The organism is Kribbella sp. NPDC004138 (assembly GCF_053603655.1).
In genome coordinates, this window is record NZ_JBSGFZ010000015.1 from 201,421 (window position 1) to 217,810 (window position 16,390).

General features: G+C 70.1%; 17 protein-coding genes. All 17 read left to right on the forward strand.

The window, feature by feature from the left end; translation table 11 throughout:
• The first annotated feature begins 50 nt into the window (after positions 1-50).
• Entirely contained in the window at positions 51-275 is a 225-nt protein-coding gene (locus ACWEOO_RS22465; RefSeq protein WP_452144647.1) for a hypothetical protein, read from the forward strand.
• Positions 276-300: 25 nt separating this feature from the next.
• Entirely contained in the window at positions 301-546 is a 246-nt protein-coding gene (locus ACWEOO_RS22470) for a hypothetical protein (protein ID WP_452144648.1), read from the forward strand.
• A gap of 93 nt (positions 547-639) precedes the next feature.
• The gene (locus tag ACWEOO_RS22475; RefSeq protein ID WP_452144649.1) at positions 640-2,943 is read left to right on the forward strand and encodes a hypothetical protein; all 2,304 of its coding nucleotides are present in this window, start codon (positions 640-642) and stop codon (positions 2,941-2,943) included.
• A 330-nt stretch (positions 2,944-3,273) separates the two neighbouring features.
• Complete coding sequence (locus ACWEOO_RS22480; RefSeq protein WP_359931389.1) at positions 3,274-3,507, forward strand: hypothetical protein; 234 nt, start codon at positions 3,274-3,276, stop codon at positions 3,505-3,507.
• Positions 3,508-3,653: 146 nt separating this feature from the next.
• The gene (locus ACWEOO_RS22485; RefSeq protein ID WP_452144650.1) at positions 3,654-4,988 is read left to right on the forward strand and encodes an FGGY-family carbohydrate kinase; all 1,335 of its coding nucleotides are present in this window, start codon (positions 3,654-3,656) and stop codon (positions 4,986-4,988) included.
• Entirely contained in the window at positions 4,985-5,602 is a 618-nt protein-coding gene (locus tag ACWEOO_RS22490; RefSeq protein ID WP_452144651.1) for a histidine phosphatase family protein, read from the forward strand. Before ACWEOO_RS22485 ends, ACWEOO_RS22490 begins: the two co-directional genes overlap by 4 nt.
• Positions 5,599-6,399 (forward strand): DeoR/GlpR family DNA-binding transcription regulator, encoded by an 801-nt coding sequence (locus ACWEOO_RS22495; RefSeq protein ID WP_363717554.1) that lies wholly within the window; start codon positions 5,599-5,601, stop codon positions 6,397-6,399. Before ACWEOO_RS22490 ends, ACWEOO_RS22495 begins: the two co-directional genes overlap by 4 nt.
• A 12-nt stretch (positions 6,400-6,411) precedes the next feature.
• Positions 6,412-7,872, forward strand: a complete 1,461-nt coding sequence (locus tag ACWEOO_RS22500; protein ID WP_452144652.1) for an FGGY family carbohydrate kinase — start codon at positions 6,412-6,414, stop codon at positions 7,870-7,872.
• Complete coding sequence (locus ACWEOO_RS22505; protein WP_452144653.1) at positions 7,869-8,882, forward strand: 2-hydroxyacid dehydrogenase; 1,014 nt, start codon at positions 7,869-7,871, stop codon at positions 8,880-8,882. The genes ACWEOO_RS22500 and ACWEOO_RS22505 overlap by 4 nt, the downstream gene beginning before the upstream one ends.
• A 145-nt stretch (positions 8,883-9,027) precedes the next feature.
• The gene (locus ACWEOO_RS22510; RefSeq protein WP_452144654.1) at positions 9,028-9,723 is read left to right on the forward strand and encodes an MgtC/SapB family protein; all 696 of its coding nucleotides are present in this window, start codon (positions 9,028-9,030) and stop codon (positions 9,721-9,723) included.
• Between the two features lie 22 nt (positions 9,724-9,745).
• Positions 9,746-10,177 carry a MarR family winged helix-turn-helix transcriptional regulator gene (locus ACWEOO_RS22515; protein WP_452144655.1) on the forward strand — a complete coding sequence of 144 codons (432 nt, stop codon included), beginning with the start codon at positions 9,746-9,748 and terminating at the stop codon, positions 10,175-10,177.
• An 85-nt stretch (positions 10,178-10,262) separates the two neighbouring features.
• Positions 10,263-11,642, forward strand: a complete 1,380-nt coding sequence (locus tag ACWEOO_RS22520) for an MFS transporter (protein WP_452144656.1) — start codon at positions 10,263-10,265, stop codon at positions 11,640-11,642.
• A gap of 41 nt (positions 11,643-11,683) precedes the next feature.
• The gene (locus tag ACWEOO_RS22525) at positions 11,684-12,517 is read left to right on the forward strand and encodes an inositol monophosphatase family protein (protein WP_452144657.1); all 834 of its coding nucleotides are present in this window, start codon (positions 11,684-11,686) and stop codon (positions 12,515-12,517) included.
• Positions 12,514-13,464, forward strand: a complete 951-nt coding sequence (locus ACWEOO_RS22530) for a carbohydrate ABC transporter permease (RefSeq protein WP_452144658.1) — start codon at positions 12,514-12,516, stop codon at positions 13,462-13,464. The genes ACWEOO_RS22525 and ACWEOO_RS22530 overlap by 4 nt, the downstream gene beginning before the upstream one ends.
• Positions 13,461-14,273 (forward strand): carbohydrate ABC transporter permease, encoded by an 813-nt coding sequence (locus ACWEOO_RS22535; RefSeq protein ID WP_355695072.1) that lies wholly within the window; start codon positions 13,461-13,463, stop codon positions 14,271-14,273. The genes ACWEOO_RS22530 and ACWEOO_RS22535 overlap by 4 nt, the downstream gene beginning before the upstream one ends.
• 2 nt (positions 14,274-14,275) lie before the next feature.
• Positions 14,276-15,592 (forward strand): ABC transporter substrate-binding protein, encoded by a 1,317-nt coding sequence (locus tag ACWEOO_RS22540; protein ID WP_452144659.1) that lies wholly within the window; start codon positions 14,276-14,278, stop codon positions 15,590-15,592.
• Positions 15,589-16,263: a glycerophosphodiester phosphodiesterase gene (locus ACWEOO_RS22545; protein ID WP_359931428.1), complete on the forward strand. Its 675-nt coding sequence runs from the start codon at positions 15,589-15,591 to the stop codon at positions 16,261-16,263. Before ACWEOO_RS22540 ends, ACWEOO_RS22545 begins: the two co-directional genes overlap by 4 nt.
• Positions 16,264-16,390: the final 127 nt, after the last annotated feature.

Consider the following 16,390-nt stretch of genomic DNA (forward strand, 5'->3'; position numbering starts at 1 on the left):
GAGAGGTGGCCTTCCGGAACCCCGGGACGCGGTATGGCGTCGTACCGCACATGAAGCTCAAGGTGCGGGTCGTGCACTACCGGTGCGATCGCTGGTACGCCGACATCGACGACGCCGACGACCGGCAGCCGGACGATCCCTTCTGGTACGCCGACTGCCGGACGCAGGCCGAGGCGATCGCCCTCGCCTGCACCGAACTCGCCGCCCTCGACCAGCGCATCGCCGCCGGCACGGTCCCGTCCCGCCTCAGCCAGGCGCACCTGCAGGTCGCTTAGACCCCGAGCCCGGCATGATTGGGCGATGCTCGGGGAATCGGACGGCACCAAGGGCGACGCCACGATCGAGCAGGTCGGTCGCCGACGGACCTTCACCAAGACGCTCCAGCTCGCCGTCGTGCTGGCGATCGTGCAGCTGCCGATGCGCGCCGCGGCCGGCGAGGCGGCCGGTGCGGCGGCCGGCTGTGAGGTTCCCGGCCGGCTCTCGATCCTCGTCGACTCGGCGTTCTTCCTGGCGAGCGTGTACGCGGCGTACCGGGCGTACAAGTAGGTCAGGTACCTGAATCGCCAGTCCTGGAAGGCGATCGCGGCCGTCGGCTCCTGGACCGTCCTCGCCGCCGCCGTCCTCGACATCGCCGAGAACGTGGTGCTGTGGGACGACTTCGGGTCGGGCCCCTGCGCCGGCCTGTCGACCGGATGGTTCACCTGGGTGATGCGGGCTGTGTTCGTGGCCGGCGTCCTGATCCTCGCGGTCTGCCTGATCGCGACGAGCCGCTTCGGCCAGCGGAGGTGGTACGGCGTGGAGCTGGCGCCGCCCGCGACGTTCCGGCGCCCGCAGCGCGACGGCAAGGACGACGGCCGGCTCGTCATCACCTGCTCCGGCGGCGGGATCCGCTCCGCGTCGTTCTGTCTCGGCGCGTTGCAGTTGCTGTCCGAGCGCGGCTTCTACGACAAGGCGTCGACCGTGATCGGCGTCAGCGGCGGCGGCTACATGGCGGCAGCGTTCCACGTACTGCGGCGTACCTGCACCGACCCGTTCTCGCCGGGTTCGCCCGAGCTCGCGCGTCTGCGCCGGCAGACGCGCTACCTCCTGTCGGGCGGCCGGGCGATGTTCCGTGCCGCGCTGTCGGTGCTGTTCGGCCTGGTGGTGAACCTGCTGCTGATCGGCATCACGCTGCGCGCGATCGCGTGGGTGCTCGGCTGGTTCCTCGCCGACCAGGGCGTGATCACGCCCGGCCCCGAGGTCGACTGGCGGCCGGACGATTCCTGGTTCTTCGTCGGTATGTCGGTGTTCCTGCTCGCGGTGAGCGCGCTGATGTTCCTGATCGAGAAGGTCTGGGACCGCTGGGCGCGGATGCCGGACGTCGTGCGGACGATCCTCACCACCATCGGCAACGTGACGCTGCGGTACGGCGTACCGGTCGCGGTGCTGCTCCTCGGCGTGCCGGGAGGCCTGTACCTGTTGGGGAAGATCCCCGGTGACTCCGCCGATCAGCCGAGCCTGCCGTCGGGCCTGCTGGCGTTGGTGGACCCAACAAGACAGGGTGTTGCGTCGTTCGGTGCACTGGTGGTCGTCCTGATCGGGCTGGGCAAGTCGGTCTGGAACGGGCTGACCGTCGAGGGCAAGGCGGCGACCGGACTGCGCGCGCGGCTGCTGGTGTTCGCGCGGACCAAGCTCGCTCCATGGGCAGGGAGCGCGATCATCGTGCTCGCGGCCGTCGTCGTGCTGCTGCGCTGGACCGGCGGCTACGCGACCGATCCGGCGTACCAGCAGGACTGGGACGTCGCGCTCGTGCTGGTCGTGATTGCGCTGGCGATCAAGGTGCTCACCGACGCGAACCGGACCTCGCTGCACTCGTTCTACCGCGAGCGGCTGTCGCGCGCGTTCCTGGTGAAGCGGCAGGACAACGGCGCCGCGGTCGCCCTCGACTACCACCTGCGGCTGCGGTACTCGGACTGGGCGAAGCCGCTGGACGGCGGGCCGCAACTCGTCATCGCCGGGGTCGCGAACGTCGGCGACCCGGACTTCGTGCCGACGCAGCGCGACTGCGTGCCGTTCGTGTTCGACGCCGAGCAGATCGGCATCGTCGGGGACCGGTCGCTGCCGGACGGCGGCCGCCGCGCGACGGCCGACTACGAGCGCGAGGCCGACGTCCTCAAACGCGAGGTCACGGTGCCGGCGGCGATGGCGATCAGTGGCGCCGCGTTCAGCCCGCTCACCGGCCGGGTGAACGCCAGGACGCGGCCGGTCCGCCTGCTGCTCGCCGTCCTGAACGCGCGGCTCGGCGTGTGGTTGCCGAACCCGTACTGGAACAACCACGCCGAGGCGTCGTTCCCGGACCGGCACGGCGTCGTCGCCAAGGTCCGGCGGTACGTCGGCAGCGTGATCGACAAGCCCGGCCCGTACCGGCTGCTGCACGAGGCGGTCGGGTCGCCGTCGATGTACGAGCGCCGCATCTACGTGACCGACGGCGGGCACTACGACAACCTCGGCCTGGTCGAGGCGCTGCGCCGCAAGCCCGCGCAGGTGATCGCGATCGACGCGTCGAACGACGCCGAGGACCGGTTCACCGCCCTCGCCGAGGCGATCGCCACCGCCCGGATGGACCACGGCATCGAGATCGACATCGACCCGTCGCCGATGGTCCGCGGCGCCAAGGCGCGCGCCGACCGCCCGTGGGCGTACGGCATCGCCACGCATCCGCTCGAGGACGGCGAGGAGAAGCCGTACAAGACCGAGATCTTCTTCGTCAAGGCGGTCCTCGCCGGGCCGCTGGACTGGGACCTGGAGCAGTACGCCGTCGAGCACGCCGACTTCCCGCGCCGTACCACCGGCGACCAGTTCTACGACGAATGGGACTTCGAGGCGTACCGCTCCCTCGGCTACACGCTGGCCGGCTCCCTCACCGACCACCACCGGGTCAGGGCCCGCCTCGACGACCTGTGACCGGTCCGGTGCCCAGGGCAACGGTGCCTGTGCGTGCGAGCCTCGGCACCCTCCGTACTTCCTGTGGACAACCGGTGTGGAAAACGAGCGATTGCTGTGGACAACCGAGGGATCCGCTGTGGACGAGGCAACAAATGCTGATGCCGATGCACATGCAGTCCGGCTGGTGAGAGAGCGGTTGCCGAGGCCGGTTTTCGGTGCTGAGATTGGTCCCCGTATGCCGGATGAAACTTTACGAAGATTTATCCGTGACACTCGGTGCGTCAGGTCGTTGATCTGTCAGACAGTTCGCGATCAGCGGATCGCTGGGGAATCCGGAGGGACCCGCTCGTGCAGAAGTTCAACCCGCCACCCGACTGGCCGGAGCTGCCGACGTCGGAGTGGCGTCCGCCGCTCGGCTGGACGCCGGACCCGACCTGGCCAGAGCCGCCCGCGGGCTGGCGCTTCTGGCTCAACCGCAACGGCCGGCACAGCAGCGGCCCGATCGGCGCGTATGGCGCTGTCGACGCCGGCCGCCTCGAGCTGGCCACCGTTGACCCGGCGCTGGTTCTCATGCACTCCTGACCGAAGTCCTGCTTTTCACCGGCTCCCGCATGCCGACGGCTTGCGGGAGCCGTCTTTTGTCCGCCTTCGGTCAGGGGCTGGTGCGTTCTTACCGTCTTCTGGTGTTATGTTATCAACCTAGATAACACTCACCTGGGAGGCGCTTCGTGGGCTGGATCGGTCTCGACCTCGGCACGCAAAGTGTGCGGGCCGTGCTGGCCGATGCCAAGGGCGCCGTTGTGTCCCGTGCAACGCGGCCGCTCAGCAGTCACCGGGACGGCGTCCGGCACGAGCAGGACCCGCAGGCCTGGCTGACCGCCGTCGACGAGGTCCTGGCCGAGGTCGGCGCGACCGATCTCGACGGCATCGCGATCTGCTCTACCTCCGGCACCTTCCTGCTGACCGACAGCACCGGCCGCCCGGTCACCCCGGCGTTGATGTACGACGACGCGCGCTCGGCCGCCCGTCGCGACCAGATCGTGGACGCCGATCCGGATCGCTGGTCCACGAGCATGCAGCCGACGTGGGCGCTGCCGAAGATCCTCGATCTCGACCTCACCGGCCGGCGCGTCGTGCACAGTGCCGACTTCGTCGCGGCCCACCTCGTCGGCCACCCGGTCGCCACCGACACCAGCCACGCGTTGAAGACCGGATACGACCTGATCGCCGACGCCTGGCCGGCCGCGGCGTTCGGCAAACTCGGGCTCCCGCTCACTGCCTTCCCCGAGGTCGTCCGCCCCGGCGCCGAGCTCGGCCGCACGCCGGCCGGCGTCCCGGTGTACGCCGGCATGACCGACGGGTGCGCCGCTCAGATCGCCGCCGGTGCGCTGAGTCCGGGCGCCTGGAACTCCGTCCTCGGTACGACGCTCGTCCTGAAGGGCGTCAGCGACCACCTGCTGACCGACCCCACCGGCGCCGTCTACAGCCACCGCCACCCGGACGGCGGCTGGCTTCCGGGCGGCGCGTCCAGCACTGGCGCCGGCGTGCTGACCGAGCTGCTTCCCGGAGCCGACCTCGACGCCCTGGATCGTGCCGCCCACCCGGTCAAGGCCGTCACCTACCCGCTGACCAAGACCGGCGAGCGGTTCCCGTTCGTGGCACCGCAGGCCGAGCGCTTCACACTCGGAGACACACCGGACGACCTGCACACCTATGCTGCCGTGCTGCAAGGCGTCGCCTTCATCGAGCGACTCGCCTTCGAGCACCTGGAGACGCTCGGAGCCGACCCGGTCCGCTCGGTCTCGCTGACCGGCGGCGCCACCCGGAGCGGGTACTGGAACCAGTTGCGCGCCGACGTCCTCGGCGTACCCGTGGAGCTCCCCGCCGTACCGGATCCGGCGTACGGCATGGCGGTTCTGGCCGCGTCCGGCGGGACCGATCTCACCGGGACCGCACGCCGGATGGTGCGCGTGGACCGCGTCCTCGAACCGCGCGGTGACCGGCTCGACGACCTGTACGGCGCGTTCGTCGCCGAGCTCGACCGCAGGGGGTACCGCGGATGAGGACCACGATCGTGCTGGCCCGCCACGGCCGGACCGCCTGGCATCACGGCAACCGCTACACCGGTTCCACGGACCTCCCGATCGACGAGGTCGGCGTCCAGCAGGCGCAGCAGCTGAAGGAGTGGGCGCTCGGCTACGCGCCGGACGCGCTGTGGTGCTCGCCGATGCTCAGGGCCCGCCAGACCATCGCCCCACTCGCGGAGGCCCTCGCGGCCGAGCCGACGGTCGACGCCCGGCTGCGGGAGGTCGACTTCGGGTCTGCCGAGGGCAAGATGCTGAGCGAGTTGCCGCCGGCCGTGGGCAAGGCGTTCGAGCTCGACCCGGTGCGGAACCACTTCCCGGGCGGCGAGGACCCGGCCGCGGCGGCCGATCGGGTGCGCGAGGTGTTCGACGAGATCGGGCGCCGGCATCAGGGGCAGAAGGTCCTCGCGGTCGCCCACAACACGCTGATCCGGCTGCTCGTGTGCAGGGTGCTCGGCCTGCGGCTGAACGACTACCGCAGACTGCTACCTGCACTCGGTCCCGCGGCGCTGGTGCGTTTCCGGTGGCAGGACGGCACAGTGGGTCTCGAGGCGTACAACGTTCCTCCTCTGCGTTTGGAGACCCTGGCATGACAACGGATGTCGACGGCGACACCACCGAACTGAGTCGTCCCGCGCGCCGGCAGGCCGAGATCGCGGCGTACGTCGTGAAGCACGGCTCGGTCTCGGCGAACGACCTGGTCGAGGCGTTCGGCGTGAGCGTGATGACGGTGCACCGCGACCTGGACGAGCTCGAGCGGCAAGGAGTGGTCCGCAAGTACCGCGGCGGCGTCAGCGCGCAGCCGACGAGCGTCTTCGAGAGCAACGTCGCGTACCGGCTGAACACCGCGCACGCGGAGAAGGCCGCGATCGCCCGGCACGCCCGCGCGATGATCGAGCCGGGGATGTCGGTGATGCTCGACGACTCGACCAGCGCGCTGGCCCTGGTGGACCTGTTCGAGGACATCACCCCGTTGACGGTGGCAACGAACTTCCTGCCGGCGATCACCAAGCTGGCCCAGCTGCGGGACATCACGCTGCTGGCGCTCGGCGGGATCTACTCGGCCACCCACGACTCGTTCGGCGGGATGCCGTGCGCGGAGGCCGTCGAGGCGCTGCACACCGACCTGCTGTTCTGCTCGGTGTCGGCGGTGTCGGCGACGCACGCGTTCCACCAGGAGGAGGAGATCGTCCTGGTCAAGCGGGCGATGCTGCGCTCGGCGAGGACCAAGGTGCTGCTCGTCGATCACGCGAAGCTGCAGCGCACCGCCCTGCACCGGCTGGCCCCGTTGACCGACTTCGACGTGGTGATCGTCGACGAGAAGACCCCGAAGAACCTGATCGACCCGCTGCGCGACCACGGCGCGACCGTGGAGGTCGCCAAAATCTAGGAGGGGGCGTGTATGGACGTTGGCGTTGACGTCGGCACCACCGTCACGAAGGCAGTCGCGTTCAGCGCCGACGGCCGGCCGCTGGCCGAGGCATCGCGGCCGACCCGGCTGTTGCACCGCAGCACCGGGCGGTTCGAGCACGAGACGTCGGAAATAGTTGCTTCGGTCAACGAGGTGGTCGGTGAGCTGGCCGCCGCGGTGGGAACCCGCCCCGACGTCCTCGCCATCACCGCTCAGGGTGACGGGTTGTGGCTGGTCGACGCCGACGGTACGCCGACCCGCCCGGCGATCTCGTGGCTGGATGCGCGCAGCAGCGGCATCCTCGAGCGGTGGACCACGGACGGGGTTGCGGAACACGTGTTCCGGCGTTCCGGAAACCGGATGTTTCCGGGAGCGTCCGGTCCGTTGCTGGCCGCGGTCCTCGCCGAAGAGCCCGATGTGATCGAGCGGGCCGGTACGGCGGCGTACTGCAAGGACGTGGTGATGCAGGCGCTGACCGGCGTACGGGCGACGGATGTCTCCGATGCCTCCGCACCCTTTCTCGATCCCAGGACCGGGGAGTACGACGACGAGGCGTTGGCGGCCACCGGTCTGTCCGGGGTGCGGGACCTGCTGGCGCCGGTTGCTGCCGCTGGTCCGGTGGGGGAGTTGCGGGACGACTCGACCGGAATGGCGGCCGGGACGCGGGTGTCCGCGGGCCCTTATGACCTCCCGGCCGCAGCGGCGGGCGCCGGTGTGACCGAGCCCGGCGACGCGCTGCTGACCGTCGGCACGACGCTGGCCTGTCAGGTCGTCACGCGAGAGCTACCCGTCGACGGCGAGCCCGCCGGCCTGTTCCTCGGCACGTGGACGCCGCGCGTCTGGCTCCGCGCGATGCCCGCGATGGTCGGTACGGCGGCCCTCGACCGCGTCCTGGCCCTGGTCGGCGTCGGCACCGATCAACTCCCGTCCCTGCTGGCGGACAGCCCGCCCGGCGCCTCCGGCGTGACCGTCCTGCCGTACCTGTCCGAGGCCGGCGAACGTGCACCCTTCGTCGACACCCGCGCCCGCGGCACGATCGACGGCATCTCGCTGTCCACCACGACCGCCGACCTGGTGCGCGCGACCTGCGAAGGCATCGCGTACGCCGCCCGCCACTGCCTGGAAGCAGCAGGGTGGACCGGCCGCGTCACGGTGTGCGGCGGTGGAGCCCGGAGCAGCGAGTGGACGCAGATCCTCGCCGACGTGCTGAACGCGCCGTTGCACACGGCCGCGGCCGAGCAGGTCGCGGCGCGCGGCGCCGTGATCTGCGCGCGACGTGCGATCGATCCGGACAGCGCCGGAGCCGAGTGGATCGCCGAGACCCGTCAGATCGACCCGGACCCGGCCCGCGCCACGTTCTACGCCGACGGCTACGCCCATTACCTGCGCCGCATCGAGTCGGCCCGCCCGCGCTGGTCCGACCCAGCACCCACCTTTTCAGGAGATCGATGAGAACCGTCAAGACGCTGCTCGCCGGCGACCACTTCGTGCGCAACGACCTGCTCGCCGCGGCGCTGCGCACGATCCCGGACGTCGCGTTCGAGTTCGGTGAGGTCACGCTGCCCTGGCCGCTGACGCCGTACGGGCGGGTGGCCGAGGTGGACGAGGCGAGCGACGCTGAGGACCAGCTGATCGAAGCTCTCGCCGGCGTCGAGCTCGCGGTCACCCAGATGGGACCGTTCACCGAGCGGGTGCTGGACTCCGCGCCGGACCTGCGCTTCCTGGTCGTGTGCCGGGGCGGTCCGGTGAACGTGAACCTCGCCGCGGCCGCCGAGCGGGGCGTCGCGGTCGCATCGACGCCGGGCCGTAACGCCGTGGCCGCCGCCGAGCACGCGGTCGCGCTGATGATGGGTGCCCTGCGCAACCTTCCCCGGCTGCAGCGGACGCTGGAGCAGGGCGAGTGGCGCTCCGACCTGTACGCGTACGACGAGTGCGGGATCGAGCTCGACGGGTCGACCGTCGGCCTCGTCGGGTACGGCGCGATCGGCCAGCGGGTCGCCCGCGTCCTGCTGGCCTTCGGCGCCCGCGTCCTGGTCGCCGATCCGTACGTCGAAGAGGCGCCCGCGGGAATCGAGCTGGTGGAGCTGGACGACCTGCTGAGCCGGTCGGACGTCGTGAGCCTGCACGCGCGCCTGACCGATCAGACCCGCGGGATGATCGGTGCGGAGCAGATCGCCGCGATGCCCCGCGGCGCCGTCCTGGTGAACACAGCGCGTGGCGGGCTGCTCGACTACGACGCGACGGTGGACGCGCTGGAGTCGGGGCAGCTCGGCGCGGCCGCGTTCGACGTCTTCCCGGCCGAGCCGGTCCCGGCCGGTTCGCGGCTGCTGACCGCGCCTAACATCGTGATGACACCGCACCTGGCCGGTGCCACCCGGCAGACCGCTCACCGCGCCGGTTCGATCGCCGCCGAGGCGGTCGCCGCCTTCCTCGCCGGAAAGGAGCCCGTCGGACTGTGCTGATGCCACCCCTCCGGGGCGGCGGTCATGGAGCTGTGACTCCCGGTCTTCCCTCGTCGCTCTGGTCGCTTCGCTCCCGCCGCTCCTCAGTCCAGACCGGGAGACCCCATGACAGGTCTCCGCGTGAGCGGGGAACAGGACACGGATCATGAAGTTGGCGACCTCCACCACCTGGACCGAACTCCTGCTGTTGCTGATCGCGTTCGTGCTGTCGATGGTGATCGGCATCGAGCGCCAGGTGCGGCAGAAGAGCGCCGGGATGCGGACCCACACACTCGTCGGCACCGGGGCGGCGATGTTCACGCTGGTGTCCGGCTTCGGCTTCAGCGCCGTCCTCGGGACCGAGGTCAATCTCGACCCGTCCCGGATCGCGGCCCAGATCGTCTCCGGCGTCGGCTTCCTCGGCGCCGGGGTGATCTTCATGCGCCGCGACGTGGTCCGCGGCCTGACCACGGCCGCGACGATCTGGATGACCGCCGCGATCGGGATGGCGTGCGGCGCCGGGATGCCGGTGCTCGCGGTCGCCGCGACCGTCCTGCACCTGGTCGCGGTCGGCCCGTTCGCCCGGCTCGCGCGGTTCCTGCCGTCGCCGGACCGGCGCCGCATCGTCACCGTGCGGTACGACGACGGCGCCGGCGTACTGCGGTCGATCCTGGCGACGGCCACGTCGATGGGGTTCGAGGCGTCGGTGCTCGGGACAGAGGTGCACCGGGACGGGGCGCGGCCACAGGTGCGCGCGGCCATGCGGTTCTCCGGCCGGGCCCCGCTGCAGAACCTGGTGCTCGCGCTCGACGACCTCGACGGCGTCACCGGGGTCCGGCTGCGGAACGACGACGATGATTGAGGTCATCAGCTAAGCTGATGGTATGCCTGCCTCCGAGGTTGCCGCGCACGAGATCCGCACCAGCCTGTTCCGCCTCGTCCGCCGGCTCCGTCAGGAGCGTCCTGAGGGGGAGCTGAGCTACTCGCAGCTCAACGTTCTGGGCTGGTTGGAGCGCGAGGGCCCGATGACCAACGCCGACCTGGCCGCCGCCGAGCGGGTGACGCCGCAGACGATGATGCGGGCGACCGCCGACCTGGCCACGTCAGATTTGATCAGCCGTGCTGATAACCCGGCCGATCGCCGGCAGGTTCTCCTCGAGATCACTGCCGCCGGCGCCACCCTCGTCCGCGACGACCGTCGCCGCCGGGACACCTTCCTCGCCAAGGCCATGGATGCCACTCTCACTCCCACCGAACAGGACCTCCTCCACCTCGCCGCCCGCCTGATGGACAAACTCGCCGAGGTCCCCCAATGACGTCTTTGGGCACCCACCAACCGCTTTCGAGCCGGCCAAATGGTTGGTGCGTGCTCAAAGTGCCCCTCGGAGGAGGCGGTGCGGCGTGACGAAGGTCGTCGAGGAGGCTCGGGTGGCGGGGGCGCCGGCCAGGTACGCCGCGTCGGTGGGGCTCGGGACGCTGTTGCAGCCCTTGAACTCGTCGATGATCGCGGTTGCGCTGGTGGCGATCGGGGCGGACTTCCACGCGGGGACCGAGACGCAGTGGCTGGTGTCGGGGTTGTACCTGGCGACCGCGGTGTCGGCGCCGACGGCCGGGAGGCTGGCTGATCTGCTCGGCGCGAGGCGCGTGTTCCTCACCGGGCTCGTGCTGGTAGCGGTGGTGTCCGCGCTCGCCCCGTTGGCGCCGAGTCTGGGCTGGCTGATCGTGGCGCGGGTGCTGCTCGGCATCGGGACCGGTGCGCAGTTCCCTTCCGGGGTCGCGATGATCCGCCGCATCGCCGACCGCCGCAGGGCGTCCGCGGTCGGCGCGCTCGGTCTGCTGTCGGTCTTCGCGCAGACCTCGGCCGCGCTCGGCCCGAGTGTCGGCGGATTCCTGGTCGGCACCTTCGACTGGGAGGCGATCTTCCTCGTCAATCTCCCGGTGGCCGCGGTCGCCGGCATCGCCGTACTGCGTCTCGTCCCCAAGGACCCGCCCAGGCCGGTGGGCGACGGCCGCAAGCTCTGGCGCGAGATCGACCTGGTCGGGCTGCTCCTCTTCACACTCACGATGACCGGCCTGATGCTCGTCCTGCTCTCGCTGAGCACGGACCCGACCTGGTGGCTGCTCGCGGCGGCCGTCCCGCTCGCTGTCGTCTTCGTCGTCTGGGAAGGCCGTTCCGCGACGCCGTTCGTCGACGTCCGCCTGCTCGCCCGCAGCGCACCGCTCTCCCTCGGCTATCTGCGCACCATGCTCACGTACGTCGCGTTCTACGCGATCTTCTACGGCCTGCCCGGCTGGCTCGAGCAGGGACGGGGTCTCGACCCGACGAAGGTCGGCCTGATCGTCCTGCCGATCGCCACGCTCGGCGCGATCACCGTCGCGATCGCCACCCGCCTCGCCCGGCGCCACGGGCCGCGCCTGCTCCTGCTCGTCGGCTCGGCCGGTCTGCTGCTCGGCGGCGCCGCGCTCGCGTTCGGAGTCCACGCCGGTACGCCGATCGTCGTGTTGGTGCTGATCAGCGCGATCCTCGGCATACCCAACGGTTTCAACGGGCTCGGCAACCAGTTGGCGGTCTACCGCGCCGCGCCGCCCGAGGCGACCGGAGCTGCGGCGGGCCTGTTCCGCACCTCGCAGTACGTCGGGGCGAACCTCGCCGCCGCGGCGATCGCGATCGTCTTCGCGGGTCCGGCGACCGACGCGGGCCTGCACCGGCTCGGCCTGCTGGTCGGCGGGATTGCAACGATTCTGCTTCTCGATGTGATCTTCGTGAGAAAATCACAGTGATTCTCTATACGTAACCATCGTTCGGTGATAATTTCACCGGCATGCCCGCTCCCCTGAACCCCGTTGACCTGCGTGAACTGGCCGTCCGGCTGGCGATCGCGGCGGGCGAGGAGCTCCTGGCCCGTCAGCGGAGTCTGTCGATCGATGCGGCCGGTGTCGAGACCAAAAGCTCGGCCAGCGACCCGGTCAGCGCGGCCGACCGCGCCTCCGAGAAGCTGATCACCGACGGTCTGACCGCGGCTCGCCCCGACGACGGCCTGCTCGGTGAGGAAGGGGCTTCGCGTCCTTCGAGCACCGGGCTGACCTGGGTGATCGATCCTCTCGACGGCACCGTCAATTACCTGTACGGCCGCCCCGACTGGTGTGTCTCGATCGCCGTCGAGGACGAAGACGGCGCGCTCGCCGGCGTCGTCCACCAGCCGCGGACAGGCACCACCTGGTCCGCCGCCCGCGGCGCCGGTGCGTACCGCGCGGACACCACGCCGTATCAAACGGTTTGGTACGGCGGGCTGCGACTGGGCCTGGAGCGGCAGACGCGGTTGGAGACGGCGTTGGTGTGCACGGGCTTCTCATACCTGCCGGAGCGGCGCGCCGAGCAGGCCGCCGCTCTGCAAGACTTGCTGCCCGCCGTCCGCGACCTCCGGCGCGGCGGTTCCGCCGCGCTCGACCTGTGTTCGGTCGCCGACGGTACGGCGGACGCGTACTACGAGCACGTGATCCAGCCCTGGGACGTCGCCGCCGGCGGGCTGATCGCCCGCGAGGCCGGCGCCACCGTCGTACGGGGCGCCGGAACGGCTTTCCCACAAGGCATCCTGGCCGCCGCCCCCTCGGTGGCCGGCCCGCTTCACGAGTTACTCACTAGGAGGTCGGTATGACGGTAGTAGACCTGCCGGCCCGGACCCATCCGGACGAACGAACAATTGCCGAAGGCACTGACCAGCGGAAGCGCCGGAGGCGGCGCGAGTACGGCCTGTTCGCGCTGCTGGTCGCGCCGAACCTGCTGGTGATCGCGGTCTTCGCGTACTGGCCGATCATCTACAACGCGTTCCTCAGCCTGACCGACTGGAACATGATCGCCGCCCGCCCGAAGTTCGTGGGCCTGGCCAACTACGGCCGGACGCTGGCCGACCCGGCGTTCCACAAGACGCTGTGGATCACGGTCGTGTTCACCGGCCTGATCGTGGTCGGCAGTCTGGTGATCGGGCTGGCGCTGGCCTTCCTGTTCAACCTGCCGCTGAAGGGCCGCGGGGCGGTCCGGACGATCGCGTTCGCGCCGCACATCCTGTCCGGCGCCGCGGTCGCGACCATCTGGGCGTTCATCTTCGACCCCGGGTACGGCCTGATGCGGGCGCTGATCGAGCCGTTCGGCGCCGAGCCGCCGGACTGGATGAACAACTCCGACTGGGCGCTGCCGGGACTGGTCATCGTCTACCTGTGGAAGAACGTCGGGTTCGCCGCGCTGATCTACCTCGCCGGCCTGCAGGGCCTGCCGAAGGAGCTCGACGAGGCGGCCGCGATCGACGGCGCGTCGACCTGGACGCGGTTCCGGTCGATCAAGCTGCCGCTGCTCGCGCCGATCACCTTCTTCCTGCTGATCACCACGGTGATCGGCACCTTCCAGGCCTTCGACGTGATCGCGGTGATGACCGGTGGCGGCCCTGGTGATGCCACCACCACGCTGAGCTGGTCGATCTACAACGAGGGATTCCAGGCGTTCAACGCGGGCCGCGCGGCGACGCTGTCGATCATCATGTTCGTCATCCTGCTGCTCGTCACCACCGTGCAGGCCCGGGTGATGGAGAGGCGGGTGCACTACCGATGAAGACACGCGCGATCCAGTACGTCGTACTGATCGGTGTGGCGGCCGTGTTCCTCGGACCGCTGTACTGGTTGCTGTCCACGGCGTTCAAGCAGCCGACGCAGATCTACCAGTGGCCGCCGGCCTGGTGGCCGCACCTGACCTGGGAGAACTTCAGCCTGGCCTGGAAGGCCGCGCCGTTCGACCGGTTCTTCCTGAACTCCACGATCATCACGGTGATCGGGACCGCGCTGAAGGTGGTCAACGCCGTGCTGACGGCGTACGCCTTCGCCTACCTGCGGTTCCCGTTCAAGAAGATTCTGTTCTTCGCCGTGCTCGGCGCGATGATGGTGCCCGGCCACGTGACCTTGCTGCCGAACTACCTGACGGTGGCGACGCTCGGCTGGATCAACACGTACGCCGGCCTGATCATCCCCGGCATCGGCTCCGCATTCGCGACGTTCCTGATGCGGCAGCACTTCCTCACCCTCCCCACCGAAGTGACGGACGCGGCCGCGGTCGACGGTGCGGGACACCTGCGCACCCTGTGGCGCGTGGTACTCCCGATGTCGCGGCCGATGCTGATCACGGTCGTCGTGATCACCGCGGTGGAGGAGTGGAACAACTTCGTCTGGCCGTTGATCGTCACCAACACCGCGTCGATGCGGACGCTGCCCGTCGGGTTGCTGATCCTCAAGGACGAGGAGGGCCTGGCGGCCTGGGGCACGATCATGGCCGGCACGCTGCTGGTGCTCGCGCCGATGCTGCTGATCTTCCTGGTCGCGCAGCGCTACATCGTCGGCGGGATCACGGCCGGAGCTCTGAAGGGATGAGCATGCGACGTCGTACTTTCCTCGGGGTCACCGCGGCGCTGGGCCTGGCGGGCTGCGGCTACCGCTCCGTGGACGCGATCTACTCCCAGCCGGCCGGCGAGGTGCCGTCGAAGTACGAGAAGCGGACCCGCGTGGTCTTCTGGTCGCCGTACGGCGGCGTGAACGGCAAGGCGGTCGACAAACTCGTTGCCAAGTTCAACGACTCTCAATCCGACGTCTACGTCGAGGTGCAGTTCCAGGGCAGCTACGACGACGTCGCGCAGAAGGTCGCGGCCGCGCTGGTCGCGAAGCAGGCTCCCGACCTCGCCGTCCTGTCCGACGTCACCTGGGAGCGGTTCTTCCTGAACGAGGCGCTCGAGCCGCTGAACGGCTACTTCGACGACGGGTTCGGCCCTGGCGTCTACCAGGAGAAGCTATTCGGCGAGTACGTCGTGAAGGGGCAGAGCTGGGCGGTGCCGTTCGCCCGCAGTACGCCGATCATGTACTACAACCGGGACGCGTTCGCGAAGGCCGGGCTGCCGGACCGGGTGCCGCGGACCTGGAGCGAGCTGCGGTCCTGGGTGCCCGAGCTGGCCAAGGTGCAGTCCGGCGGGCGGTCGCTGCGGACGATCGCGTTCGCGAAGATCGACGGCGACTGGCAGTTCCAGGGCAACGTGTGGCAGTTCGGCGGCGCGTACTCGAAGGGCCTCGACGTCACGATCGACGAGGCCGGGGCGGTCGCAGCCGGCGAGTGGCAGCGCGAGATGGTGCACGAGCTCGGCGCGGCGTACATGGCGAGCAGCCCGAGCACGGACTTCGCGAACGGCCTGGTCGGCGTGATCCAGGAGTCGACCGGCGGTATGAAGACCATCACCAACAAGGCGAAGTTCAAGGTCGGCGCCGGCTTCATCCCGTCCGAGGTCGCGGCCGGGATCGCCACCGGCGGCGGCGGGATCGGGATGCTGCGGAACATTTCCGCCGAACGGAAACAGGCCGCGGCGACTTTCCTGCAGTTCCTGGCAACGCCGGAGAACTCGGCCTGGTGGACGACGCAGACCGGCTACCTGCCGGTGGTGAACAAGGCCCGCGAGGACGCCGAGCTGAAGAAGCTGATCGCGGAGCAGCCCAACTACGGTGTCGCGATCGCGCAGCTGGAGAATGCCCGGCAGCAGGACGCGATCCGGCTGTACGGGCGGAACGCGAACGTCCAGATCTACACCGGGCTGCAGCAGATCTACGCCGACAATGCGCAGCCGAAGAAGGTGTTCGCCTCGGTCGCGCGCCGGCTCGAGGCGATCGGCGACGAGGTCCAACGGCTCTACGAGGAGAAGGTTCTGTGATCATCACCGGCCACCGGGGTTCGCTCGGGACGGAACCGGAGAACACGCTGCGCTCGTTCCGGCGGGCGGTCGCGGACGGCTGCGACGAGATCGAGCTCGACCTGCGGGTGAGTGCGGACGGCGAGCTCGTGATCATGCACGACGCCACCGTCGACCGCACCACCTCCGGGACGGGGGAGGTGGCTTCGCTGACGCTGGCCGAGCTGCGGGCGCTCGACGCGGGCCTCGGCGAGCAGGTGCCGACCTGGGCGGAGGCGGTCGCCGCGATCGACGTCCGGTTCCAGGCGGAGGTGAAGGCGGAGGCCGCCGTACCGCTGCTCGCGCAGTCGCTGAAGGCGGACCGGTCGCTGGCCGAGCGAACCCTGGTCACGTCGTTCCACCCGGAGATCCTGCTCGCGGTCCGGGAGGCGTTCCCGGACGTGACGACCGGGCACATCTTCGGCCGGACGCCGGAGATGGCGGAGGTCATCGCCCGCACCCGCGCGGCAGGCGCTTCGTGGGCGCTCTGCGGCATCGCCGGGCTGACCGCGGAGGGCATCGCCGAGATCCACGCGGCCGGCCTGCTGGCCACCGCGTGGCCGGTCCCCGACGCGGCCACCCTCGCCGAAGCCACCGCCCTGGGCGTCGACGGCATCACCACCGACAACCCTCACCTCCTCCCCGGCGACTGACCCGACCACCCCACTTTGAGCACCGGTCAACCGGGCGGATTCAGCCGGTCGTCGCAACACCTGAGTTCTGGAGGTGTTGTGATGGCTGGTCGTGGTCGTCCTGCGTTGCCGCGGCAGGTGCAGCGCG